The organism is Herbaspirillum sp. FG34, assembly GCF_057809315.1.
This window is the reverse complement of the sequence record NZ_JBMDJS010000008.1, coordinates 158934-183041: the sequence shown is the minus strand read 5'-3', so window position 1 is coordinate 183041 and position 24108 is coordinate 158934. Positions and strand designations below refer to the sequence as shown.

At 61.9% G+C, this 24108-nt stretch carries 18 protein-coding genes; 10 read left to right on the top strand and 8 right to left on the bottom strand.

Annotated elements, in window-relative coordinates; genetic code table 11:
- Positions 1-2: 2 nt before the first annotated feature.
- Entirely contained in the window at positions 3-1166 is a 1164-nt protein-coding gene (locus ACODSZ_RS12550) for a phospholipase D-like domain-containing protein (protein ID WP_175342977.1), read from the top strand.
- 136 nt (positions 1167-1302) lie between these two features.
- Positions 1303-2478, top strand: a complete 1176-nt coding sequence (locus tag ACODSZ_RS12545) for an acetyl-CoA C-acetyltransferase (RefSeq protein ID WP_008334339.1) — start codon at positions 1303-1305, stop codon at positions 2476-2478.
- Between the two features lie 91 nt (positions 2479-2569).
- On the opposite strand, the gene ACODSZ_RS12540 is transcribed toward ACODSZ_RS12545, so the two are convergent.
- The 3 genes from ACODSZ_RS12540 to ACODSZ_RS12530 form a co-directional block, all read right to left on the bottom strand.
- Positions 2570-4126: an SEL1-like repeat protein gene (locus ACODSZ_RS12540; RefSeq protein ID WP_488927706.1), complete on the bottom strand. Its 1557-nt coding sequence runs from the start codon at positions 4124-4126 to the stop codon at positions 2570-2572.
- A 99-nt stretch (positions 4127-4225) separates the two neighbouring features.
- The gene (locus ACODSZ_RS12535) at positions 4226-6145 is read right to left on the bottom strand and encodes a phospholipase D-like domain-containing protein (RefSeq protein WP_488927705.1); all 1920 of its coding nucleotides are present in this window, start codon (positions 6143-6145) and stop codon (positions 4226-4228) included.
- A 26-nt stretch (positions 6146-6171) separates the two neighbouring features.
- Complete coding sequence (locus tag ACODSZ_RS12530; protein WP_488927704.1) at positions 6172-9066, bottom strand: type VI secretion system Vgr family protein; 2895 nt, start codon at positions 9064-9066, stop codon at positions 6172-6174.
- 173 nt (positions 9067-9239) lie between these two features.
- On the opposite strand from ACODSZ_RS12530, the gene ACODSZ_RS12525 reads away from it, so the two are divergent.
- The 7 genes from ACODSZ_RS12525 (at position 9240) to ACODSZ_RS12495 (ending at position 17630) form a co-directional block, all read left to right on the top strand.
- On the top strand, positions 9240-9614 hold the full coding sequence (locus ACODSZ_RS12525) for an RNA-binding S4 domain-containing protein (protein ID WP_008334342.1): 375 nt from the start codon (positions 9240-9242) through the stop codon (positions 9612-9614).
- 94 nt (positions 9615-9708) lie between these two features.
- Complete coding sequence (locus ACODSZ_RS12520; protein WP_034351592.1) at positions 9709-10170, top strand: hypothetical protein; 462 nt, start codon at positions 9709-9711, stop codon at positions 10168-10170.
- A 216-nt stretch (positions 10171-10386) separates the two neighbouring features.
- Positions 10387-11094, top strand: a complete 708-nt coding sequence (locus ACODSZ_RS12515) for a TetR/AcrR family transcriptional regulator (protein WP_008334346.1) — start codon at positions 10387-10389, stop codon at positions 11092-11094.
- Positions 11095-11111: 17 nt separating this feature from the next.
- On the top strand, positions 11112-12902 hold the full coding sequence (locus tag ACODSZ_RS12510; protein ID WP_175342974.1) for an acyl-CoA dehydrogenase C-terminal domain-containing protein: 1791 nt from the start codon (positions 11112-11114) through the stop codon (positions 12900-12902).
- Between the two features lie 225 nt (positions 12903-13127).
- The gene (locus tag ACODSZ_RS12505; RefSeq protein WP_488927703.1) at positions 13128-15515 is read left to right on the top strand and encodes a 3-hydroxyacyl-CoA dehydrogenase/enoyl-CoA hydratase family protein; all 2388 of its coding nucleotides are present in this window, start codon (positions 13128-13130) and stop codon (positions 15513-15515) included.
- Between the two features lie 50 nt (positions 15516-15565).
- Entirely contained in the window at positions 15566-16762 is a 1197-nt protein-coding gene (locus ACODSZ_RS12500; RefSeq protein ID WP_008334355.1) for an acetyl-CoA C-acyltransferase, read from the top strand.
- A 103-nt stretch (positions 16763-16865) separates the two neighbouring features.
- Positions 16866-17630, top strand: a complete 765-nt coding sequence (locus tag ACODSZ_RS12495) for an enoyl-CoA hydratase (protein WP_488927702.1) — start codon at positions 16866-16868, stop codon at positions 17628-17630.
- 27 nt (positions 17631-17657) lie between these two features.
- Here ACODSZ_RS12495 and ACODSZ_RS12490 read toward each other — a convergent pair whose 3' ends face one another.
- From ACODSZ_RS12490 to ACODSZ_RS12475, 4 genes are read right to left on the bottom strand one after another with little or no spacing between them, the layout of a single operon-like run.
- Positions 17658-18161: an Lrp/AsnC family transcriptional regulator gene (locus ACODSZ_RS12490; RefSeq protein WP_488927701.1), complete on the bottom strand. Its 504-nt coding sequence runs from the start codon at positions 18159-18161 to the stop codon at positions 17658-17660.
- A 29-nt stretch (positions 18162-18190) separates the two neighbouring features.
- Positions 18191-19552: an aspartate aminotransferase family protein gene (locus tag ACODSZ_RS12485; protein WP_488927700.1), complete on the bottom strand. Its 1362-nt coding sequence runs from the start codon at positions 19550-19552 to the stop codon at positions 18191-18193.
- Positions 19549-20616, bottom strand: a complete 1068-nt coding sequence (locus ACODSZ_RS12480) for a phosphotransferase (protein WP_488927699.1) — start codon at positions 20614-20616, stop codon at positions 19549-19551. Before ACODSZ_RS12480 ends, ACODSZ_RS12485 begins: the two co-directional genes overlap by 4 nt.
- Before the next feature lie 33 nt (positions 20617-20649).
- Positions 20650-21315: a haloacid dehalogenase type II gene (locus ACODSZ_RS12475; protein WP_488927698.1), complete on the bottom strand. Its 666-nt coding sequence runs from the start codon at positions 21313-21315 to the stop codon at positions 20650-20652.
- Positions 21316-21633: 318 nt separating this feature from the next.
- Between ACODSZ_RS12475 and ACODSZ_RS12470 the strand changes: the two genes are divergently transcribed.
- Positions 21634-22908, top strand: a complete 1275-nt coding sequence (locus ACODSZ_RS12470) for an NAD(P)/FAD-dependent oxidoreductase (RefSeq protein WP_008334366.1) — start codon at positions 21634-21636, stop codon at positions 22906-22908.
- On the opposite strand, the gene ACODSZ_RS12465 is transcribed toward ACODSZ_RS12470, so the two are convergent.
- Complete coding sequence (locus ACODSZ_RS12465; RefSeq protein ID WP_488927697.1) at positions 22889-24055, bottom strand: GGDEF domain-containing protein; 1167 nt, start codon at positions 24053-24055, stop codon at positions 22889-22891. The genes ACODSZ_RS12470 and ACODSZ_RS12465 overlap by 20 nt on opposite strands.
- Between the last annotated feature and the right edge of the window lie 53 nt (positions 24056-24108).

Sequence of the window (24108 nt, the reverse complement as noted above, 5' to 3'; positions counted from 1 at the left end):
TCTTGCGTCATCTCGCCTTCACCGACGGCAACCAGATTGCGCTGCTGCATAGTGGCGCGGGTTTCTATCCGGCCTTGATCAGCGCCATCGACGCTGCATGCGTCGAGATCTACCTGGAAACTTATATTTTTTCTCTTGACGATACCGGCGTACTGGTCTGCGATGCCCTGAAAAGGGCCGCCGGACGTGGTGTTGTGGTCTATGTCATCAACGATTGGCTAGGTACAGGACGGGAAAATACTAACAAATTGCGATTGGCGCTGACCTCCGCAGGGGTGCAGCATCGCTCCTTCAACCCGTGGTTCCGGCGTGGCGTAGCGCGCAGCCATCGCAAGTTGTGCGTGGTTGATCGGCAGGTGGCCTTCGTGGGTGGCCTCAACATCAATGACGACATGGTCTCTGACCGTGACCATGCCCGGCCCCTGCCGGCACCGCGCTGGGATTTTGCCGTGAGCGTGCTCGGCCCGCTGGTACAGGACATCTATCATGAAGTGCAGGCGCAATGGTTGCGTGTGGGGCGCATGAAGCTCAAGGCGCGCTGGCGCAACTTCAGGCGTCTGCGCCATGGTCATCCCGGGCCGGTGCATGACCAGACCCAGGCCGCGCTGGTGGTGCGCGACAACTTCCGCAACCGGCGCACCATCCAGCGTGCCTATCTGCAGGCTCTGGGTCGTGCACGCGAGACGGCGTTCCTGGCCAATCCTTATTTCGCCCCGGGACGCAAGATGCGTCGTGCGCTGGAAGAGGCCGCCATGCGCGGGGTGAAGGTGACCTTGCTGCTGGGTGTGGGACAGTTCGTGATGCAGGATGCGGTGGCGCATTCCTTCTATCCCAAGCTCTTGCGCGCGGGGGTGCGCATCGTCGAATACACCCATACCGAACTGCATGCCAAGGTTGCGGTGGTTGATGACCGGTGGGCCACGGTGGGCTCCAGCAACTATGATGGTCTGTCCCTCTTCGTGAACCAGGAAGCCAACGTGGTGGTGCAGGATCCGGCCTTTGCCGACTTTCTGCGCCAGGAGATCGAGACCGGGGTGGCGCAGGGGCGGGTGGTGCACCTGTCGGACTTCATGCACGTACCGTGGTACAAGCGCGCGGCCTATGGTGCCGCCTTCCTCCTTTATCGCACGGTAATTCACATCATTACGCTGGGGAAAGACGCTTAGGACTTTTTGCCGGGTGTTTGATTTACCGAAAATTCACCATATCGCCTTCGCAGCTGAAATGGAATAAGATGACCATCCCGGTTTTCGAAGGGCGGCCGCACGCGGCTTCCTGCACTTTCAATAAAAGGAGCGAGTTATGGATGATGTGGTCATTGTCGCAGCACAGAGAACGGCGATCGGCAAATTCGGCGGGTCCTTGTCGAAGATTGCGGCGGCCGATCTGGGTGCGCAAGTCATCAAGGCCCTGCTGGCCAAGACCGGCATCAAGCCCGAAGCCATCAGTGAAGTCATCCTCGGCCAGGTGCTGACGGCGGGTCTGGGCCAGAACCCGGCGCGCCAGTCGGTCATCAAGTCGGGTCTGCCCGACATGGTCCCGGCCTTCGTGGTCGGCAAGGTCTGCGGCAGCGGCCTGAAGGCCGTGCAACTGGCGGCCCAGGCCATCCGTTGCGGCGATGCGCAGATCGTCATCGCCGGCGGCCAGGAAAACATGAGTGCGTCCCCGCACGTGCTGAACAATTCCCGTGATGGCTTCCGCATGGGCGATGCCAAGCTGACCGATACCATGATCGTCGACGGTCTGTGGGACGTCTACAACCAGTACCACATGGGTATTACCGCCGAGAACGTCGCCAAGAAGTTCGAGATCAGCCGTGAAGAGCAGGACGCGTTCGCTGCCGCGTCGCAGAACAAGGCTGAAGCGGCGCAGAAGGCCGGCAAGTTCAAGGATGAGATCGTCCCCATCGAGATCAAGGGCAAGAAGGAAACCGTGGTCTTCGATACCGATGAATTCGTCAAGCATGGTGTGACAGCCGAAGCGCTGGCGGGTCTGCGTCCGGCCTTCGACAAGGCGGGTACGGTGACGGCCGGCAACGCTTCGGGCATCAATGATGGCGCCGCTGCGGTGGTGGTCACCTCGGCCAAGCTGGCCGCTGAACTGGGCCTGCCGGTGCTGGCCAGGATCAAGGCTTACTCTTCGGCCGGCCTGGACCCCAGCATCATGGGCATGGGCCCGGTGCCGGCTTCCCAGCTGACCCTGAAGAAGGCCGGCTGGAGCCCGCAGGATCTGGACCTGATGGAGATCAACGAAGCCTTTGCTGCGCAAGCCATTGCGGTGAACAAGCAGATGGGCTGGGACACCAGCAAGATCAACGTCAACGGTGGCGCCATTGCCCTGGGCCACCCCATCGGCGCCTCGGGTTGCCGCGTGCTGGTGACGCTGCTGCACGAGATGGTGCGCCGTGATGCCAAGAAGGGTCTGGCCAGCCTCTGTATCGGTGGTGGCATGGGTGTGGCGCTGGCGGTGGAGCGTTGAGTCGTCCACTCGGTTTGTTGTGATGAGGAAACGCCGGCTTGATCGCCGGCGTTTTTCTTTGGAGCAAGACAATGCTGACTTGCTCAACAGTTCAATGTCCGTGCTCTTCGGAATGCAGAGGATCGAAGTTGCGGATGGTGATGTCTTTACGCCCCGAAGGCAGAGGCTGATTTGCCTGATCCAGCCATTGCCACTGAATATCTTTTGGAGAAATATCCAGACCGCGTTCACGCGGATCCGGGAAAGGCTGTCCTTCTTCGACATAGGCCTGGCGCGTCCATAGGTTGAAGACCTTTGCCAGGGGATGGGCAAGATCGATGTGGCCGTGCCAGATGCCAGTAGCAGGAGCCGGGAGCAAGCCGCTGGAGCGCAATTCGCGTGAGGGGACGGGGATCTCGCGCAGCACGCCTTGCGGGACCCGCCAGTCAGGGACATGCCGTGCAGCCAGTGGTTTTGGAACAGGCGTGCCGAGATAGTGGAAACGAAGAACGCCGGACTCTTTTGTAAAGTCTTCTGGGGGTGTGAAGGATTCGCCCTGTGCGTAGTACATGGGTATCTGTGCAGCATTCCACGCCACTTGCTTGGGTGTGTAAGGTTTGGCCAATTGCGCTAGCCAAAACCCGCTGATGATGGCATCGGTGTGCAGACGCTGGATCAGGTGGCCACCTTGCGGCTCGTCGGGGAGGACAAAGCCGTCGGGGATATGAGCGCGGCCCTGTCGCAGTGAAGCAGGGGCAGGTTTGATGTCCGCCAGTGAGCTTGTCTTGACGGGTTTGGCGCCATTGACCAGGGTTTCTTTTTCGCCATCCCAGTAGGGGAGGATGGCCGGAGGCAGAGGCAACACCTTGTCCAGGTTGGGAAGGCGGAGGTCGGGGTTGAGGCGGAGCAGGTCGGCGATGGCAGCGTATCTTTCCGCACGACTTTTATCCTGAAATTTATCGACCACCTTTCGTCCATCATCAAATTCGACGAACAGCTTGTTAGCACTGTCTTCGCTGCCAAACTTGACCCCATCGTGAAGAATATGTAACGCCCGCTCAAACCGCTCATGAAAGCTCAGCTCGTGACCTAACAAATACGCAGCGTTTCCATTTTCCTGTTGGTAACCACATTCCATCATCTTGATGGCCATCCCTCTGTTTCCCCAGAAGGCTCCTTTGGGATCATCGTAAGAGGCGTTGAGCTTGTCGCCAAGGTAAGCTAATGCATCAGAACTTCCCATGTTGGCGGCATGCGCCCAGAAAGCATATGCTCGGGTGGCATCTTGCTTAACACCAGTTCCATTCATGTGATAGGTTCCCATCAGGTCAAAGGCCTTTGGGACGCCCAGTGACATTGCCTTCTCCACCAGTTGAACAGCGCGCTCACTGTTGCGCTCAACCCCGGTTCCTTGCAAATGAAGAGTGGCAAGGTTCAGAATGGCGCGCCAGTGATTTTGTTCAGCCGCTTTCGTCCATAGAATGGCAGCTTTCCTGTAGTCTCGATCTTCGGGCCAGAGATCGTAACTGGTTGCAGCGAGGCCTTCTCTGTACCACTGCTCAGCCTCGTCGTTGACCCGTGGCTCCAGGCTTCTTTCATATTGGCAGTAAAATTCTGTTCGATGCGGATCAAAGGCGATCAATTTCATATTGCGCGGGAGAGTTTGCATGATGCATCCAGGGATAAACATCGCTGAGATAACGATGAAAAATGTGAGTAGAGAAAATGAGGTTCCGGACCTATTCAAGTGCATACGTATTCCCATGTTCTAAGCCAGCCTCAGATTGGACGTTCGGTCATCAAAAAATGGAATAAGAAACCCTTGCGGCCCTGACTGCGCGTTCTTCTCTCGACGATTGTCACGTAGCAGATTTCCCCATTTCCTAAACGTGCTGGAAATCTCAGCGGTACTGCCGCTCCCACCGTCACACCCTGCAGCGTTGGCTGAATGCATAGCAAACACCTCCCTACGGAGTTTCCCGCTCAACAACGGATCATCACACCCGATATTGATCTCAGCATCCACCGCCATGCTACGCAGATTCATGTTCGCGCTACCTAAGGTAAAGAACGCATCGTCGATGATCATCAACTTGCTGTGGATGTAGATCTCGCGATATTTTTCCCCCTTGCTGTCCCCGGCGTGATCGTAGGTCCAGAGACTTGCCACGAGGGTTTTGATGCCAAGGGAATCGAGCTCCTTTGCAATGTCTGCATTGCTCCGGGATTCACCGTCGGGAGTGGCCGGCTTGGGTCCCCGCACCAGCTCCGGCGGAGTACCATTTTTCCTTTCCTTGAACTCGTATGTCGCCAGTTTTTTCTCCTGTTCCCGAACAGCCAGCTCTCGTTCCACCTCCTTGTCCTGATTGGGCATCGATGTGCCATGCCCGAGCGCCTTGACGGTCTCATGCGTGGCCGGAACCATCTGTGTGCGCTCTGGAGTGGGGATGACGATGAAGACATGCAGATCGGGAAGTTTATTTAACGGCTGCCCCGCCGCTTTCCATCCTGCGATGAAATCACGGCGCAGCTGCTTGAGATACTTTGCCCACTCTGCGTACTGGAAATACTGGTTCTCGATGTAGATGTAGTTGGAAGCGAAACTGGTCGCTTGTCGATAGAGGCGCTGGATGGTCTTGTCGCCTTCCTCGGCCTGTGTGCGCACGATCTGCGCGCGATGAGCGGCCTTGCCAGCGCGAACCTTCAGGCCAGCCGGTGGCGAACGCAGGTCGTGTGCACGCCGGATTTTCTGATCAGCGGTGGCAACCCGATTCCAGGCATCCACAAAATTCTTGCTCACGCTGATCAAGGCTTCGCCGCAAATGCGGCAGGCATAGTCCTGCAGCGGTTTCAGGCCGGGAAATTCATCCCCACCACCTTCCCATGATTGGCCCCGGCGCGGATCGTGAAACAAGTGCTTTCTGGTATCCCAGTAGTCTGTGACGCTGTTCAATCCCATCACGTAACCGACGGCATGTTCTCCGTCTGCATGGTCGTAGTCGATGAGTATCGTTTTTTGATGCGCAGTCGATGCCTCCATGAGGGAGGTAAATTCCATCTGCGGCAGGATCTTCATCTTCTCCTGCGCAATACTCTGTCCGATCTTGTCGGAATTGGCCGCGCGAACCTTGAAGATGAGATGAGGATGCGTAGCATGGGTAGCTTCAAAGAACCACAACGCATTGAAGTAGCTGCGTCGCTCCTGCGGCGTGAGACCAGCTTCGTGCGGCTTGCCGGAGAGGCGCTCATGATGCCGGATGCGTTTGACCTGATCGGCGTCGAGCGTACCGTAGCCTGGCGTATTCTTTGCGATGGCAGAGAGCATCCCCTCGTGCCAGCACAGCACCCGTACCTCGACCGGCTTGCCGTTGTTGTACTTGCCGGCCGCAACATCTCTCAGCAAATCCCCCCAGGTCGGACCGCGAGGCCAGGTGTGGCCCTTGCGTTCCAGTTCCATGGCCGGGTCGAAGCCCCAGCAAATGATTTCCACACTGTGCTTGGCCTGTCGGATGTCGTGCAGGATACGGGAAAAACCTTCTTCACCGCAGATCAATACTTCAAGCTGGTTGGCGTGATAGATCGGAGAGTTGCTGTCTTCTGCGCGCTCCAGCAGCCATTGTGCCGTTGCGGTAGCACTACGTTTGCGCAGGTCGATGGGAACGCTGCCTGGGTGGTAGGTCTGTGTCATGGAGATGATCCGGGAAAGGAAATGGTTCAGGCGCCTGCATGGCGCAGGCGGCTCTCTGTGTCCGCTTCTGTGCTGCGGTAGCCCGAGGCCGCCAGCTGTTGGTCCAGTGCACTGATCTGCTCGTGGACCGGTAAATCAAAGCGGTAGCCATTGGGGAGCTTGACCGAGTAGTTGTCGTCGCCCGGTTGATGGCCTTCGATCCGCAATCGCCCGGCCGCGTCAGTGACGCCCACGGCGATCTGCGCCCCCTGCTTGAAGAGCGTGTAGGGTTGCTGTGCCAGCGGCCTTCCATCGCGCGCATGACTGCGCAGGCGGACCATCAAACTGGCGCTGTGCTGCAGTTCTTCGTAAGTGGTCGGCGGCGGGATATCGGGCGGCGGGCAATTCGCCGGGCCCAGTACATGATGTGTGGCCGCCTGCTGGCGCCATTCTCCGGGAGTACCGTGCTCGATCATGTCGGCATTCCAGCGGCTGAAGCTGCCCCCGCCGCTGACCTCCGTGTTCTCGCGCGAACGGATACTGATCTTGGGCGCCTGCAGGATGATCTCTTCGCTGGCCTCCAGCAGAATGCGCCGCGCGGCAGAGAGGTCGATATGTTCTTCGTGGGCCTGTACCTTGATGCTGCCTTTGCCGCTGATCAGCTTCATGTGCTTGGCCGCAAAAGCCGCCAACATCTCGCCGGCCCGCATCAGGAGGCTGCGCCCTGTGCTGACCTGGGTATTGGCCTGGCTGACCATGTCGATGTGTTGCGCTGCGCCCAACACCATGGTGTCCTGGCTCGTGATGCTCACGCCCGCCGGTGCGTCCACGGCGACCATGGGCGTCTCGGTGCGCACTGCTTCGCTGCTGGGATCGCCCGCATCCCAGGCCTGCAGTTGGCTGCTGATGCGCTCCAGCTGGGCCAGATCGGTTGCCTCGGCGTGATGCCTGGCGGCATCCTGGCTCAGGCGCTGCGCCAGCTCTTGCAGATCGCGCAGTGTCTCCAGCAGGACGGCACGCTCCAGGATGCGACCGCGTCCTCGGTCCTGGTGTTGCGCGGTGATCAGGACGCCCTTGCCGGCACGCAGCACGCCGTGTCCGTCAGTTCTGGTTTCCACGCCCTCGCCACGATCATTGCCTTGGCCGTCGTGGCGTGGTTCGGTCAGATAGCCCAGGTTGATCTGGCTGTGCTGGTGTTCGCTGGCCAATTGCGTGCTGATCTGGCCGGGGGTGTCATCCAGGCGCAACTGGTTGTAGCGCGCGCCGTCTATCTCCTTGGACTTGATGCCGGACAGGAAGCGGTTGCCCGGCAAACCGCCTGCGTGGCTGAAGCGCGCCGGCAGGTTGAGGCCGTTGTGCAGGACCCCGGCGACGAACATCTTGTCCGGATCGCCACCGAGAAAATCGATCAGTACTTCCATGCCGACCCGGGGCACGGCATCGTGTCCATAGCCTGCCCCGGCCCAGGCGCTCGATACGCGCACGAAGGCGCTGTCCTGGTCATGGCCGCTGGTGCCCGCACCTTGGGCATGGGCGTGGTCTTCCGCTTGCAGGCCCTGCAACTGCACCTTGATGCGTCCCAAGGCATCGCAGTACACCTCTTCCTGTGCCGGCCCCACCACCAGCGCCGTGATCGGATGCACGGCAGGCAGATGCCGGCGCGGATCGTAATGCGGGGTCAGCGAGGCAGTACGCCGCACGCAGGTGAGGCGATTGTGATAGCGCAGATCGCTTGTACCTTGCGGTGCTCCGGCTTGCCACTGGAGTTCCGGCAAGAGTCGGTGGATGGAAGCCTGCAAGACCTTGGGGAAATTGTTTTCGGCGCGCTGCTGCAGCGAGGTGACGATGAATTCGCGCTGCGAGGTATTCCGGTAGCGCATATCGGGGTGCCGTTCCAGAACGAACCAGTGCCCTACCGCCAGGTCGCGCACACTGCCACTGGCCTGGAAGGATTCGCAACGGCCTTCGTGCGCCAACATGCGTGCATCGGCCAGGCGTACCTGGTCCAGCAGGTTCTCTGCCACATGGGGTGCCTCGATGAAGCGATCGGTGATGGCCAGGCCGAGTTCGGTGCCGGCCCTTCCCTGGTCCACGATGCCATGGCTGACCACGTCATCGATGCGTACCGATTTATAGTCCCAGCTGGCGCGTTGCACGCTGGCCGGTGAGAGGCTGCGTTCGCAACTCCATGCGCTGATGGTGTCGCGTTCTTCGGTGGCGCCGTCGCGGTGATAACGCACGTTGGCCGCGCTGGCTTGCGGCAGCAGCGCCACCTGGTCGCAGAACACCAGGGTGTGAGCTGGCGTGGTTGAGGTGTCGATACCGTCCGACGCCTGGGGTGTGGCGATGTACCAGGTGATACCCTCGCGCCGGCAAAGCCGTTCGATGAAGTGCGCATCAGACTCGTTGAATTGATGACTGATCTCGCGGATCGGATAGCGCGCATCGTCGAGCCGGTCGAGGTCGAACGAAAAGGCACTGGCCAGCACAGGACTTCGCTGGCGCCATTCGCGCAGCATGATCTCAAGGATGCTCGGTACGTTCTTGCCGCGGAAGACGCGCGTGTTGACCCGTTCCCTCATCACCGAGAGCGCATCACGCAGCGTCAACTGATAGACCCGCAGCGCCCCATCGGCATGGCCGGCCCGCGCATCGGTGATCAAGCCATTGATATGGTGCAGGCCGCCGCGGTCGGTCACCATCTCTACGCCGATCGGCTGCCCCAGCAGTTCTTGCAGGGGCAGATCGGGATCGATGGACAGGCAAGTCAGCTGTCCTTCCAGTCCCTCCAGCAGCGCTTCGCGCAGCTCTACCCGTTGCACCAGCAGTTGTTGGGAGAAATGGGTTTCACGCTGGCTCCAGCGCAATCGGAGGGGACGATATTGCTGGGTCAGGATGGCCTGGGTGAAGGCCGTCGTGACTGTCGAGAGGTCGTCGGTCATGGCGGGTACCGGAACAATGAAGGCGGGTTGAGCAAGCCGCAAAGCATAAGTACACCGATCCACAGGGAAAGCGATGAGCCCGATAAAGACCAGGTTTCCCGATTTTCTTGTGTATATTTTTAGAAAAATATCGATAATTACCGCAAGACCATTTTTCTCCCATCCCCAACAGCATGGACACAACGCGCATCGACAAATGGTGCTGGGCTGCACGCTTCTTCAAGACGCGTTCGCAGGCCACCGAAGCCGTGGAGCGCGGCCGCATCAAGCTCAACGGCGAACGCACCAAGCCCGCCCACAACGTCAGGAATGGCGACCGCCTGGACATCGACAACGGTTCCACCGAGTGGGAGGTGCTGGTTACCGGCATCGCCGACAAGCGTGGCTCGGCCGCCATTGCCGCGACCCTCTACCAGGAAAGTGAAAAGAGCATCGCGCGCCGTGCCGCCCAGGCCGAGCGTCATCGTCTCTTCCGCGAACCCTCGGCCGAGATCAAGGGGCGACCGACCAAGCGCGACCGCCGTCTGCTGGATCGATCCTCCTCCTGAGCAGGTGACAGCGCCACCGCAGCGCAGGCTCGTTGTAAGATGAGGACCGGTTTTTGTGGCCCGTCTTTTCTCCAACCCAGGTGCAAAGGTGCAGATGTCTCAGGTGGTTTCTTCCGAATCGACGCAGCCCGTTCCGGTGACGCGGCCGCTCCGCAAGGAGTGCCCGCCCGGCGCCTGCGACTGCCAGCGCGAAGCCCTGCTGGAATGCCTGCACGCCCCCGAGGCTCGCGTGCTGTGGCTGACCCGCGAAGAAGAAAAGCGCCTGATCGAACGCATCACCCGCATCGCCACCTATGACGAGCTGCTGCACGTGCGCAGCCTCATGCGCAAGAACCTCGGCATCCACCTGCACATCAGCCCCGGTCCCAACGAAGTGCGCACCGTGCGCGGCCTGCAGATCCACCTGGCCGAGCAGCCCGGCCTGTGCCGCAAGACCCGCGACACCATCCCGGCGGCCATTCGCAAGTGCCTGGAAAACAACCCCACCATCGTCTACGCCCTGCTCGATGCCCATGACCTGCTGGGCAGCGCCAGTCCCCCTGCCGAGTCCGCCTGAAGGCTTGCCGCCCGGAAAAAACCCTGCGGCAAGCCGGCCCGATTTTTTGTTTGACATTTGCGGCGCGATGAATAATAGTACGATCGTTCGAATAAATTCTGCATGAAGAATAATTCATGCCGAATCCATCAGGGCACAAGACAGCGGACCCCGAGCCGCGCCCGTCGAACCGGTTCCTTCCCGCCGCCGCCTGCGGCGGATATCAAAGAGACAACGATGACTGAGACAAGCAAGGTGACCACCGCGCCCGCCCGGCCCAAGTTCCTGCGCAAGGGCGAGCAGACCCGCGCCGCCATCCTCGATGTGGCGCTGGAGCTGGCCAGCCGCGATGGCCTGGAAGGGCTCACCATCGGCCTGCTGGCCGAGAAGATGAAGATGAGCAAGTCCGGCGTCTTTGCTCATTTCGGCTCGCGCGAGGATTTGCAGATCGAGGTCGTGCGCCTGTACCACAACCGTTTCGAGCAGGATGTGTTCTATCCCTCCATCAAGGAGCCGCGCGGCCTGCCGCGCCTGGAAGGCATGTTCGCGCGCTGGATCAAGCAGGTCACGGTGGAAATCGCTCTGGGCTGCATCTACATCAGCGGCGCGGTCGAGTACGACGACCGCCCCGGCGCCATCCGCGATCACCTCGTGGCCATGGTCCAGGCCTGGCGCGATGCGCTGGAACGCTGCATCAAGCAGGCCATGGAAGCCGGCCACCTGCGCACCGACATCGAGGTCAGCCAGATGGTCTATGAAATGTATGGCCTGATCCTGGCCCTGCATCACGATGCGCGCTTCCTGCATATCCCAGGCAGTGTCGAACGTGCCGAGGCCAGCTTCCGTCGCCTCATCGACAGCTATCGTCCGCAGGGCAGCCACAGCAAGAGCGGCAGCGCGACCACGTCCAAGAATTCCAAATCGGCTGCCAGGAAGGCAGCGTAACCCGTCCGGAGACATTCATGCCCCAATACAACGCCCCCTTGCGCGACATGCAGTTCGTGCTGCACGAGCTGCTCAATGTCGAGGAAGTGTTCAAGGAACTGCCGCCCCACGCCGACACCAACCGTGAACTGGTGGATCAGGTGCTGGAAGAGGGCGGCAAGTTTGCCTCGCAGGTCCTGTTCCCGCTGAACCATTCGGGTGACCGCGAGGGCTGTCACTACGATCGCGAGAGCAAGGCCGTGACCACGCCCAAGGGTTTCAAGCAAGCCTACCAGCAATACGTGCAAGCCGGCTGGGCGGCGTTGTCCTGCGATCCGGAATTCGGCGGCCAGGGCCTGCCGCTGACGATCAACAACTCCTTCTACGAGATGTTGAACTCGTCCAACCAGGCCTGGACCATGTATCCCGGCCTGTCGCATGGCGCCTACGAGTGCCTGCATGCGCACGGTTCGGATGAACAGAAGCAGCTCTACCTGCCCAAGCTGGTCTCGGGCGAATGGACCGGCACCATGTGCCTGACCGAAGCGCACTGCGGCACCGACCTGGGCCTCTTGCGCAGCAAGGCCGAGCCGCAGGCTGACGGTTCCTACAAGATCACCGGCAACAAGATTTTCATCTCCGCCGGAGAAAACGACGTTTCCGACAATATCGTTCACCTGGTGTTGGCGCGATTGCCCGATGCACCGGAAGGTTCGAAAGGAATTTCACTTTTCCTGGTTCCCAAGTTTTTGCCCAATGCCGACGGCTCGCTGGGCGCGCGCAACCCGATCTTCTGCGGCGCCATCGAAGAGAAGATGGGCATCCACGGCAATGCCACCTGCCAGATGAACCTGGACGGCGCTACCGGCTGGCTGATCGGCCAGCCGCACAAGGGCCTGCAGGCCATGTTCGTCTTCATGAATGCAGCCCGCCTGGGCGTGGGCATGCAGGGACTGGGCCTGACCGAAGTGGCTTACCAGAACGCCCTGGTCTACGCCAAGGACCGCCTGCAGATGCGTAGCCTGTCCGGCATCAAGGCGGCCGACAAGCCGGCTGACCCGATCATCGTGCATCCCGATGTGCGCCGCATGCTGCTGACCGCCAAGGCGTTTGCCGAAGGTGGCCGTGCCTTTACCTCCTATGTCGCCCTGGAGCTGGACAAGGAACTGACCCATCCGGACGAGCAGGTGCGCAAGGACGCCGCCGACATCGTGGCCCTGCTGACCCCGGTGGTGAAAGCCTTCCTGACCGACAACGCCTGGATGGCCACCTCCGAGTGCCTGCAGGTCTATGGCGGCCACGGCTACATCGCCGAATGGGGCATGGAGCAATACGTGCGCGATGCCCGCATCAACATGATTTATGAAGGGACCAACACCATCCAGTCGCTGGACCTGCTGGGCCGCAAGATCCTGATGGACAACGGCGCCAAGCTGAAGAAATTCGGCGCGCAGATCCAGGCCTTCGTGGAAGAGCACGGCACAGATGAATCCATGTCTGAATTCATCACCCCGCTGGCCGACATCGGCGACAAGGTCACCAAGTTGACCATGGAAATCGGCATGAAGTCCTTCGCCAACCAGGATGAAGCCGGTGCGGCTGCCGTACCTTACCTGCGCGTGGTGGGCCACCTGGTGTTCTCCTACCTGTTCGCCCGCATGGCCAAGATCGCGCTGGAAAAGCAGGACAGTGGCGACAGCTTCTATACCGCCAAGCTGGCCACGGCGCGCTTCTACTTCGCGCGCCTGCTGCCGGAAACCGCGATGCTGATCCGCCAGGCCCGTTCGGGCGCCGGCAACCTGATGGCGCTGGACGCAGCGTTGTTCTGACCGCAACACCATGCCGTGTGCGGGCTGTCGGCCTGCACGCGGCGTTGATCCACCGCAATATGGGCCGCCATGGCGTCACGTGGACGTCACTGCGGCAGGGCATGCTGAGAGCCGCCGCCTTGCAAGGGACAAAGAGCGTACAGTAGTTGCTCGTCCCAGCGGCGCAGCACCTTGCCAGGCCCGAATTCATGTTTCATGTTTGCAGCACCAGCAAAGGAGATTTGCGTGTCCAATTTCATCGTCAAAAAAGTGGCCGTGCTCGGCGCGGGCGTCATGGGGGCGCAGATTGCCGCCCACTGCATCAATGCCCGCGTGCCGGTCGTGCTGTTCGACCTGCCGGCCAAGGAAGGCCCGAAGAACGGCATCGTGCAACGCGCCATCGAGAACCTCAAGAAGCTCAGCCCCGCACCGCTGGGCAACAAGGATGACGCGGCCCTGATCCAGGTCGCCAACTACGAGGATGACCTGGCCGTGCTGGAAGGCTGCGACCTCATCATCGAAGCCATCGCCGAGCGCATGGACTGGAAGCATGACCTCTACAAGAAGGTCGCCCCGCACATCGGCCCCAAGGCCATCTTCGCCTCCAATACCTCGGGCCTGTCGATCAATGCCTTGTCCGAAGGTTTCGATGCCGGCCTGAAGGCGCGCTTCTGCGGCGTGCACTTCTTCAACCCGCCGCGCTACATGCACCTGGTCGAACTGATCCCGACCCAATCGACCGAACCGCACATCCTCGACCAGCTCGAAGCCTTCCTCACCACGACGCTGGGCAAGGGCGTGGTGCGAGCCTTCGACACCCCCAACTTCGTGGCCAACCGCGTGGGCGTGTTCGGCATCCTGGCCACCATCATCGAAGCCGAGAAGTATGGTCTCTCGGTTGATGTGGTCGATGACCTGACCGGTGCCAAGCTGGGCCGTGCCAAGTCCGGTACCTTCCGTACCGCCGACGTGGTGGGCCTGGATACCATGGGCCACGTCATCAGGACCATGCAGGACAACCTGAAGGATGATCCCTTCTTCTCCTCCTATGCCACCCCGCCGCTGCTGGCCAAGCTGGTCGAGCAGGGCGCACTGGGCCAGAAGAGCGGTGCCGGTTTCTACAAGAAGGTGGGCAAGGATATTCTGCGCATCGATCCGGCCAAGGGCGATTACGTCCCGGGCGGTGCCAAGGCCGATGACATCATCGCCCGCATCCTCAAGGAAAAGGATCCGGTCAAGCGCATGAAGGCGCTGCATGATTCGACCAATCCGCAAGGCCAGTTCCTGTGGGCCATCTTCCGCGATGCCTTCCACTACATCGCCGTGCACCTGGAATCGGTGGCCGACAACGCACGCGACCTCGACTTCGCCATGCGCTGGGGCTTCGGCTGGAGCGTCGGTCCCTTCGAGACCTGGCAAGCCGCCGGCTGGAAGCAGATCGCGCAATGGGTCAAGGAAGACATCGATGCAGGCAAGGCACTGTCGAGCGCTCCGCTGCCCGACTGGGTCTTCGATGGCCGTGATGGCGTGCATTCGGAGAAGGGTTCCTGGTCGCCCTCCAAGAAGGCTGACGTGGCCCGTTCCGAACTGCCGGTCTACCAGCGCCAGGCTTTCCGCGCCCCGCTGGTGGGCGAGGGTGCAGCCGATGGCAAGAGCGCCGGCACCACCTTCTTCGAAGACGAATCGGTACGCATCTGGCACCAGAATGACGATGTGCTGATCCTGTCCTTCAAGACCAAGATGCACGTGATCGGCCAGGGCGTGATCGATGGCATGAACAAGGCCGTCACCGAAGCCGAACAGAACTTCAAGGGCCTGGTGATCTGGCATCCGGATGCAGCCGAAGGCGGCGCCTTCTCGGCCGGCGCCGACCTGCAATCGATGCTGCCGCTGTTCATGTCCGGTGGCGTCAAGGCCATCGAGCCGGTGGTGCACCAGCTGCAGCAGGCGCACCAGCGCCTGAAGTACGCCAGCGTGCCGGTGATCGCCGCGGTGGCCGGCCTGGCCCTGGGCGGTGGCTGCGAATTGCTGCTGCATACCGCCAAGCGCGTGGTCTCCATCGAGTCCTATATCGGCCTGGTGGAAGTGGGCGTGGGCCTGATCCCTGCCGGGGGCGGCCTCAAGGAAGCCGCCGTGCGCGCTGCCCGCGAAGCCAAGGGCAACGACATCCTGCAGTTCCTGAAGGAATACATGCTGGCGGCAGCCACTGCCAACGTCTCCAAGTCCGCACTGGAAGCGCGCAAGCTGGGCTACCTGCGCGAGGATGACGTCATCGTCTTCAACCCCTATGAATTGCTGCACGTGGCCAAGGTCGAGGCGCGTGCGCTGTTCGACGCCGGTTACCGTCCGCAGCTGCCGCCGCAGGTGCCGGTGATCGGCCGCAACGGTCTGGCCACCATCATGGCGCAGCTGGTCAACATGCGTGATGGCGGTTTCATCTCGGCCCACGACTTCAAGCTGGGCAAGATGATCGCCGAGACTGTCGCCGGTGGCGAGGTGGAAGAGGGCAGCATCGTCAATGAACAATGGCTGCTCGACATCGAGCGCAAGTTCTTCATGGAGCTGCTCAACCACCCCAAGACCCAGGAACGCATCATGGGCATGATGCAAACCGGCAAGCCTGTGCGCAATTAATGAAACCTCTCTCCCCCTGAAGGGGAGGGAGAGTCCAAGGAGATTTGGTAATGAGCAAACAACTGCAAGACGCCTACATCGTCGCCGCCACCCGCACCCCTATCGGCAAGGCGCCGCGTGGCATGTTCAAGAACACCCGCCCGGATGACCTGCTGGTGCGTGCCATCCAGTCCGCCGTCGCACAAGTGCCGGGCCTGGACCCCAAGCTGATCGAGGACGCCATCGTTGGCTGCTCCTTCCCCGAAGGTGCACAGGGCCTCAACATGGCGCGCAATGCCGTGCTGCTGGCCGGCCTGCCCAATACCATCGGCGGTGTCACCATCAACCGCTACTGCGCCTCCGGCATCACCGCCATCGCCATGGCCGCCGACCGCATCCGCGTCGGCGAGGCCGATGTGATGATCGCGGCCGGTGCTGAATCGATGTCGATGGTGCCGATGATGGGCTTCCATCCTTCCATCAACATCAATGCCTTCAAGGATGAGAACGTTGGCATGGCCTATGGCATGGGCCTGACCGCCGAGAAGGTGGCGCAGCAGTGGAAGGTCTCGCGTGAAGCCCAGGACGAGTTCTCGCTGGCCTCGCACCAGAAGGCCATCGCCGCCCAGCAGGCCGGTGAATTTGCTGACGAGATGACCTCGGTCGAGATCGTCGAGCGCTTCCCTAATCTCGCCACCGGCGAGATCGACATCAAGACCCGGACCGTCGCCCTGGACGAAGGTCCGCGTGCCGATTCCAACCTGGCCGCGCTGGCCAAGCTCAAGCCCGTCTTCGCCGCCAAGGGCAGCGTCACTGCGGGCAACAGCTCGCAGACCTCCGATGGCGCAGGTGCGCTGATCATCGTCTCGGAAAAGATCTTGAAGCAATTCAACCTGACCCCGCTGGCGCGCTTCGTCTCCTTCGCCGTGCGCGGCGTGCCTCCGGAAATCATGGGCATCGGTCCGAAGGAAGCGATTCCTGCGGCTCTCAAGGCAGGTGGCCTGACCCAGGACCAGATCGACTGGATCGAACTGAACGAAGCCTTCGCTGCGCAAGCATTGGCCGTCATCGGCGACCTGGGCCTCGACCCGAGCAAGGTCAACCCCATGGGTGGCGCGATTGCTTTGGGCCACCCGCTGGGCGCCACCGGTGCCATCCGTGCTGCCACCACCATCCATGCACTGCGCCGCAAGAATCTGAAGTACGGCATGGTGACCATGTGCGTGGGTACCGGCATGGGTGCCGCGGGCATTTTCGAACGCGTCTGATCCGCGCCCGCAAGGCCTGATGCAAAAGCCGCACTGCGCATGCCGTGCGGCTTTTTTCATGAACCTTATAAATCATTTATAACATTCAAGGAGACCTGTGCAGATGGATATCCAGCTCACCAAGGCCGATGGCATCCTGACCATCCACTTCGACCGCGAAGACAAGAAGAACGCCATCACCGCCGCCATGTACCAGCAACTGGCCGATGCCCTGAAGGAAGCCGAGACCGACAACGCGGTGCGGGTCATCCTCTTCACCGGCAAGCCCAAATCCTTTTCGGCCGGCAATGACCTGGAAGACTTCCTGAAGAATCCGCCCAAGACCCAGGATGCACCGGTATTCCAGTTCCTGTGGCAGATTAGCCATGCCAGCAAGCCTATCGTGGCTGCCGTCTCGGGCGTGGCCGTGGGTATCGGTACCACGCTGCTGCTGCATTGCGATCTGGTGTATGCCGCCGACAATGCCAAATTCTCGATGCCCTTCACGCAACTGGGTTTGTGCCCGGAGGCCGCTTCCTCTCTGCTGTTGCCGCATATCGCCGGTTACCAGCGCGCCGCCGAAAAGCTCTTGCTGGGCGAAGCCTTCGGCGCAGACGAAGCCTGCCAGATGGGCATGGTCAATCGCGTACTGCCGCTGGAAGAGTTGCTGCCCTATGCGCAGCAGCAGGCGGCCAAGCTGGCGGCGCTGCCGGCAGCGTCGATCCGGGTAACCAAGCAGTTGATGAAAAAAAACCGGGTGACAGCGACCGAACAGCAGATGGTGGCCGAGATCGAGCACTTCTCGCGCATGCTCACGGCACCGGAGGCCAAGGAAGCCTTCACCGCTTTCTTCGAGAAGCGCAAGCCGGATTTCACGCGGTTTTCCTGAGCGCGGCGACGGCGGGCTCGCCTGCCGTCACTTCCAGCTGCTCTTCCCCGAAGCAATCACCTCCACCGGCTCCACCCGCCGCTCATACGGATGCCGCAACACAATGCGGCTGGCGAATTTCTCGATGCCGATCTCATCCTCCAGCAGGCGTTCCATCAGTTCCTGGAACAGCCCAACAGTAGGCGAGACGATCTTGAGCAAATAGTCATACCCCCCGCTGACGTTGTAGCACTCCACAATTTCCGCATACCGCGCTGCGCCGTCTTCGAACTTGCGAAAGTCCGCGGGACGGTGGCTGCCCAGCGTGATTTCGGAAAACACTACGACGTGGCTTCCCAGCTTCTCCAGTGCCACCTGGGCCGCATAACCGGCGATGACGCCGGTTTCTTCCATGCGCTTGGTCCGGGTCAGGCAGGGGCTGGGACTGAGATTGACGGCCTCGGCCAGCTCCACGTTGGAACAGCGGCCCTCCCGCTGCAAGTGCTCGAGGATCTTGATGTCGGTGCGGTCGATGGGGTCGGGGGTGCGCATGGATCGATCATAGCACCGCATCATCGGCCTCAGCCGCGCGCCGCAGCTGCCCGGGCTTCGGTCAGCGACTCGTCCAGCGCATCGATCACCATGCCCGCCTGGTCGGCCGACAGCACCAGCGGCGGCCGGATCTTGAGCACGTTGTGGCCCATCGCGCAGGCACTGAGCAGCACGCCCTTCTGGCGCATCCGGTTGACCACTTCGCTGGTGAGCGCCCGATCCGGCGTACGCTGTGCCCGGTCCGACACCAGTTCCACGCCGACGAACATGCCCGCACCGCGCACGTCGCCGATGGCTTCATGGCGTTCGGCCAGCGCACGGATGCCTTCAAGCAGAACGCCACCGACCTCCCGTGCATGGGGAACCAGGCTTTCGCGCTCTATCGTCTTCAGTACCGCCAGCGCGGCAGCACACGAGACCGTATTGCCGGCGAAGGTATTGAAGTAACGCGAACGCTGCCCGAATTCCTGCAGCACATCGGCGCTCGCCAGGATGCCTGCGACCGGCTGGCCATTGCCCATCGGTTTGCCCATGGTGACGATGTCGGGCGCGACGCCATGGCGCTGGAAACCCCACATGTGCTGGCCGGTGCGGCCGAAGCCCGGCTGTACTTCATCGGCGATGAACAAGCCGCCTGCCGCCTTGATGGCCTGCACCGCCCCCTGCAGAAAGCCCGCCGGGCCGGGGAGGATGCCGTCGCTGGTGAAAAGTGAATCCACGATCAGGGCAGCAGGCCGGATGCCGTGCCGTTGCAGGTCGGCGATGGCGGCTTCGACGTCGCGTGTGAATTTTTCTCCCAGGTCCTGCCCCGGCGCATGATAGGCGCGCGGGGCCGGTACCAGGCGCACATGCGGCCCCAGGTTGACGCTGCTGCCCAGCGAGGGCGAGAACTGCGAGACGGTATCGGTGATGCCGTGATAGGCCGTGTCAGTGACGATGACGCCGGTGCCGCCGGTATGCACCTTGGCGATGCGATAGGCGAGGTCATTGGCTTCGCTGCCGGTGCAGGTGAGCATCAGGTGGGCCAGCGATGTCTCCGGTACCGTCGCCAGCAAGCGCTCGGCCAGCTCCAGGATGGTGTCGTGCAGGTAGCGCGTATTGGTGGCCAGCGTCTGCACCTGCTGGCAGATTGCCTCGGTGACGGCCGGATGGCAGTGTCCCAGCGAAGTGACATTGTTGTACACATCCAGGTAGCGCCGCCCCTGCGGATCGATCAGCCAGACGCCTTCGCCGCGCACGATGTGCAAGGGATGTTCATACATCAGTCGATAGGCCGGCCCCAGCAGGGCATTGCGGCGCTCGATCAGGGCCCCTGTCACGGGTCCGACGTCGGCGCGGCCGGGAATGTAGGCGTTGACCATGGTGAGGTCGGTGGTGGTGGTAGTGCTCATGCAATGCTCCTGTGTCGGATGTCGGAAAGCAGGCGGTCACGTGCGTCCTGGCGCGGCAGGTCGGCCAGCTGGCCGAGCGCCTCCCAGGCCGCCGGGTTGTGCCGCATGATGTAGGCGCGGTTGTGGGGATATCGCACGGCGCGCCATTCCGAGATGAGGGCCGTGACCAGATGGCGCGTGACCATCAGGTCGGTGACGATCTCCTGTTCGGGTGCGCTCAGCGGCAGCACGGCGTGATAGGCCGCCACGAATTGGGCCGGCCCGGTAAAGGGATCCTCGTTGCCTGTCATGTGGAAGGCCGCCGCCGTGGCGACTTCACCCACCAGCGGCGCATGCAGCATGTCGCCGAAATCGATGATGCCGGTGATGCGCTCCTGCTCGTGCGGGGCCACCAGCACGTTGTAGAGGTGATAGTCGTTGTGAATCACCTGCGCACGGACGTCGCGCAGGCGCGGCAACACCTGCTCTTCGAAGCGCGTCATGAAGTGCCGTGCCAGCTGGCGTTTGGCCGGATCCTGCAGGCTCTCCATCTTGTCGCGCAGCCGGTGCGCCGCAGAGACGTTCCACAGCAGGTCGTGATGCGCCCCGGCGTGGTTGAAGCCTTGCAGGGCCAGGTCCAGTCTGGCCAGGCCGCTGCCCATGGCGCGCCGCTGGCCGTCGCTGCGTTCGGTATGCTTGATCTGCACGCCGTCGAGGTAGGTCAGCATGCGCACCATGCTGATGCTGCCATCCGGCAGCCTCACCCGTTCGATGCTTTGCCCGCCCAGGGAGCGCAGCACGCGCGGGATCGGCAGCTCCGGTGCCGCCTGCGCGATGTGATCCAGCGCGGCGATCTGGAAATCCACCACGGTGGCCTGTTCGGAGGGATTGCTGATCTTGAGTACGTAGCGCGTGCCATCGGCGCTCTCGAGGCAGGCGTTCTGGTCGCGTTCACCGCCCAGCGCAGTGGCCACGCCTTGGATGCCGTAATGTTGCGCGGCCAGCCTTTGCAGCGCCGACGCCGGCAGGTCAGGTGCCGCCGTGCTGAGGGCGGCGGTATCGGTCGAAGCGGTCTCAAGCATCATGCGTCTCGCGTCGCGTAAACGGCCCGGCATTCATCAGAGGCCCACCAGCGCGGCCAGCTGGCGGAAGTCGGTCAGCCGGCTCACGCCATAGCCATCGCAGTAGGGCTCGTGATGGCGATCGATGTAAGCCTTGCCCATGAAGCCGAGATCCTTGGCCGTCATCAGGTCGTAGCGGAAGCTCGACGAGCAGTGCACCATCTCTTGCGGACCGCAGCCGAGCTGGTCGAACATGTATTCAAAGGCCTGTCCGCGCGGCTTGTAGGCTTGCGCTTGCTCAGCGGTGTAGACCGCATGGAAGGGCGCCTTGAGGTGCGCCACGCTGTGCGGGATCAGGTCGACCATGGAGTTCGACAGGATCACCAGCGGGATGTGCGGGGCGATCTTCTCCAGCGTCTCCACTACATGCGGATGCGGCTGCCAGGTCGGGACGGCCGCATAGAGCGCCTGGCCATCGCTGTCCCGGCATGGCACGCCATGGGCGTGGCAGGTGCGACGGATGGCATTGTCCACCACTTCCAGGAAAGGCTTCCAGGCACCCAGTACTTCGTCCAGACGATAAAAACGGAAGCTGTCCAGGAAGGCCGGCATGCGCTTTTCATCGACGCGGTCGGCGAAGAGCATGCGGGCGGTCGGACCCATCTCGAAATTGATCAGGGTTCCATAGCAGTCAAAACTGATGTACTTCGGCTTGAAAGTCATTTGCTCAAACTCCTTCGTTGGGGATGGAAGAAGTATGGCCGCGCGCCTCCAACTAATAATTCTTATTGCGCCAGGAACGGAGCAGCTTCTACTTTTAAAAGACGGCTTTCCGGCATTTTGCATTGCGCCCCGGCCTGCCTTCGCAAGTGTAGTTCCTCTACGGACGGTGTCTCTGCGAGCATTAAGCTGCGTTTAATGCTGTGTTCAATGAGCATTAATCCCTGCCTGAGGAGCGGGCAGCATAATCAGTACCTACCCTGCTTCGGCCACGCCATCTTCGTTCATGGTCCGGCCTGCCGATTGTCGATGGAGCCCCCGATGCAACTGACGTCGTACTGGCTGGACACCTCCCCTCCCTTCATTACCACCCACACCACCTTGCCCGACGATGGCTGCGACGTGCTGGTCGTCGGTGGTGGCATCACCGGTTCGGCTGCGGCGCTGGCACTGGCGCGCAAGGGCGCCAGGGTGGTGGTGTGTGAAGCCGGTATCGTCGGCGGCGCCGCTTCCGGACGCAACGGTGGCATGTGCAACAACGGCTTCGCGCAGGACTACGCCGCGCTGTCACAGCGTCTGGGAACGGAATGGGCCAACCGGCTCTATCGAGCCTTCGATGCCGGTGTCGATACCGTGGAACGGCTGGTGCGCGAGGAATCCATCGACTGCAGTTTTGCCCGTTACGGCAAGCTCAAGCTGGCGGCCAAGCCCGAGCACGTCGACAAGCTGGCGCGCAGCCAGGCCCTGCTGGCAGCCAACGTGGATCCCGACACGCGTCTGCTCAGCCGGTCCGAGCTGAGCAAGGAGCTGGGCAGCGATCGCTACTACGGCGGCCTGCTGATGGAAAAAAGCGCCGGCATGCACGTGGGCCGCTATGTGCGCGGCCTGGCCCATGCCGCCCAGCGGCGCGGTGCGATCTACCTCGAACATACGCCCGTGCTCGGCCTGAAGGCGCAAGGTGGCCATTATCAGGTACGGACGCCGACGGGCAGTCTGCGCGCCGGCCAGGTGCTGCTGGCCAGCGGCATTTCCCAGGTCGGACCGTTCGGCTGGATACGCCGCCGCATTGTCCCCGTCGGCGCTTTCCTGATCGTCACGGAACCCTTGCCGACTGCATTGCTGGACCAACTGCTGCCGACACGGCGCATGTACACGGATACCAGGAATTTCGTCAATTATTTCCGGGTGACACCGGACAATCGCCTGCTCTTCGGCGGACGCGCGCGCTTCGCGGTTTCCAATCCGCAGTCCGATGCCAGGAGCGGCGAGATCCTCCGAACCCAGATGCTGAACGTCTTTCCGCAACTGGGGTCGGTACGCATCGATTACTGCTGGGGCGGCATGGTCGACATGACGGTCGACCGCCTGCCGCGTGCCGGCCAGCGCGATGGGTTGTTCTACGCAATGGGCTACAGCGGGCATGGCACCCACATGGCCAGCCTCATGGGGACCTTGATGGCCGAGGTCATGGAAGGCAGGGCAGACCTCAATCCGTGGAAAGATCTGGACTGGCCTGCCATTCCCGGTCACCTGGGCAAGCCCTGGTTCCTGCCCCTGGTCGGTGCCTGGTATCGACTCAAGGACTGGCTGCAGTGAAGTTTGCCGGGTTCACGACGAGTCGATTGCGGCCCGCGCGCTTGGCGTCATACAGCGCCGCATCGGCCATTGCCAGCAAGCTTTCCAACGCCAGTGCCGGCGTCGAGTAGAGACTGACGCCCACGCTCAGGCTCACCGCATCAGGCGTGGGCACCCCCTTGAGCGCCACGTGGGCGAAGGCTTCCCGCAGTTGTTCTCCCAGATGCGCCACTTGCTCCGGGCGAACATCCCGCAACACGATCACGAACTCATCCCCACCCAGCCGAGCGGCCAGCGCATCCTCGGGCAGCACCTCGCGCAGCAGGGTGCTCAGGGCTTCCAGCAGCTTGTCACCGGCGGCATGACCGTGCAGGTCGTTGACCTGCTTGAAGTTGTCGATGTCGATGAGCAGCAGCGCGCCCGGATGCGCCTGGCTGGCTTGCGCCAGCAGCGCCGGAGCCCGTGCCAGCAGCGCCCGCCGGTTCAGCAGTCCGGTCAGGGGATCGCGCGCGGCCAGTTGGCCCATGTGCTCTTCGCGGCGATGACGCTCGGTGCCGGTCATCGACAATGCGATCAGCATCACCGCCATCGAGCCCTCCACCAGCGAGACCTGGATCAGCACGCCGCCAAAGGCCGCCAGATCCACAAAAGCACCCAATGCCAGCGCCCAGACCGCCTTGGCCACGTAGAACAAGCCGTGGATCAGCAGGACGAAGCGCAGCTGCACCGCACCTACGCTGAGCGAGGCACCATGGGGCCGGAGCAGCAAGCTGGCGCGCAAGGTGAGGGCGGCGATCATCAGCGATTGCAGGCCCAGCATCACGCGTGACCACCAGGCATGCGCAGGCAGCAACAGCATCAGCACCCACAGCAGCGCGATGAGCCACCAGCCGCGTGAAACGCGGGATCGCGTGAACCAGGCCACGCCCGCCAGGAAGCAGGCGTGCGCGGCGATCAGCAAGCCGTTGGCGAACCAGATACCGACCAGCAGATAGCCCCGCGAGCGCAACAGCGCCAGGAAGGAGCCGATGGTGATGATGGCAAAACCGCTGCTCCATAGCAGCAGCGAGCGTTCTCTGACGCTGTTCCATTCGATGGCCAGATAGAGCGAAGCCGACGCCGCCAGCGCGATGGTGAGGATGAGCAGAGTGGAGGGATCGAGAGCCATGACAGAAGCAGCGCCAGTTTGCCGCGCAATAGATACGGCTCCATTTTAGCCTT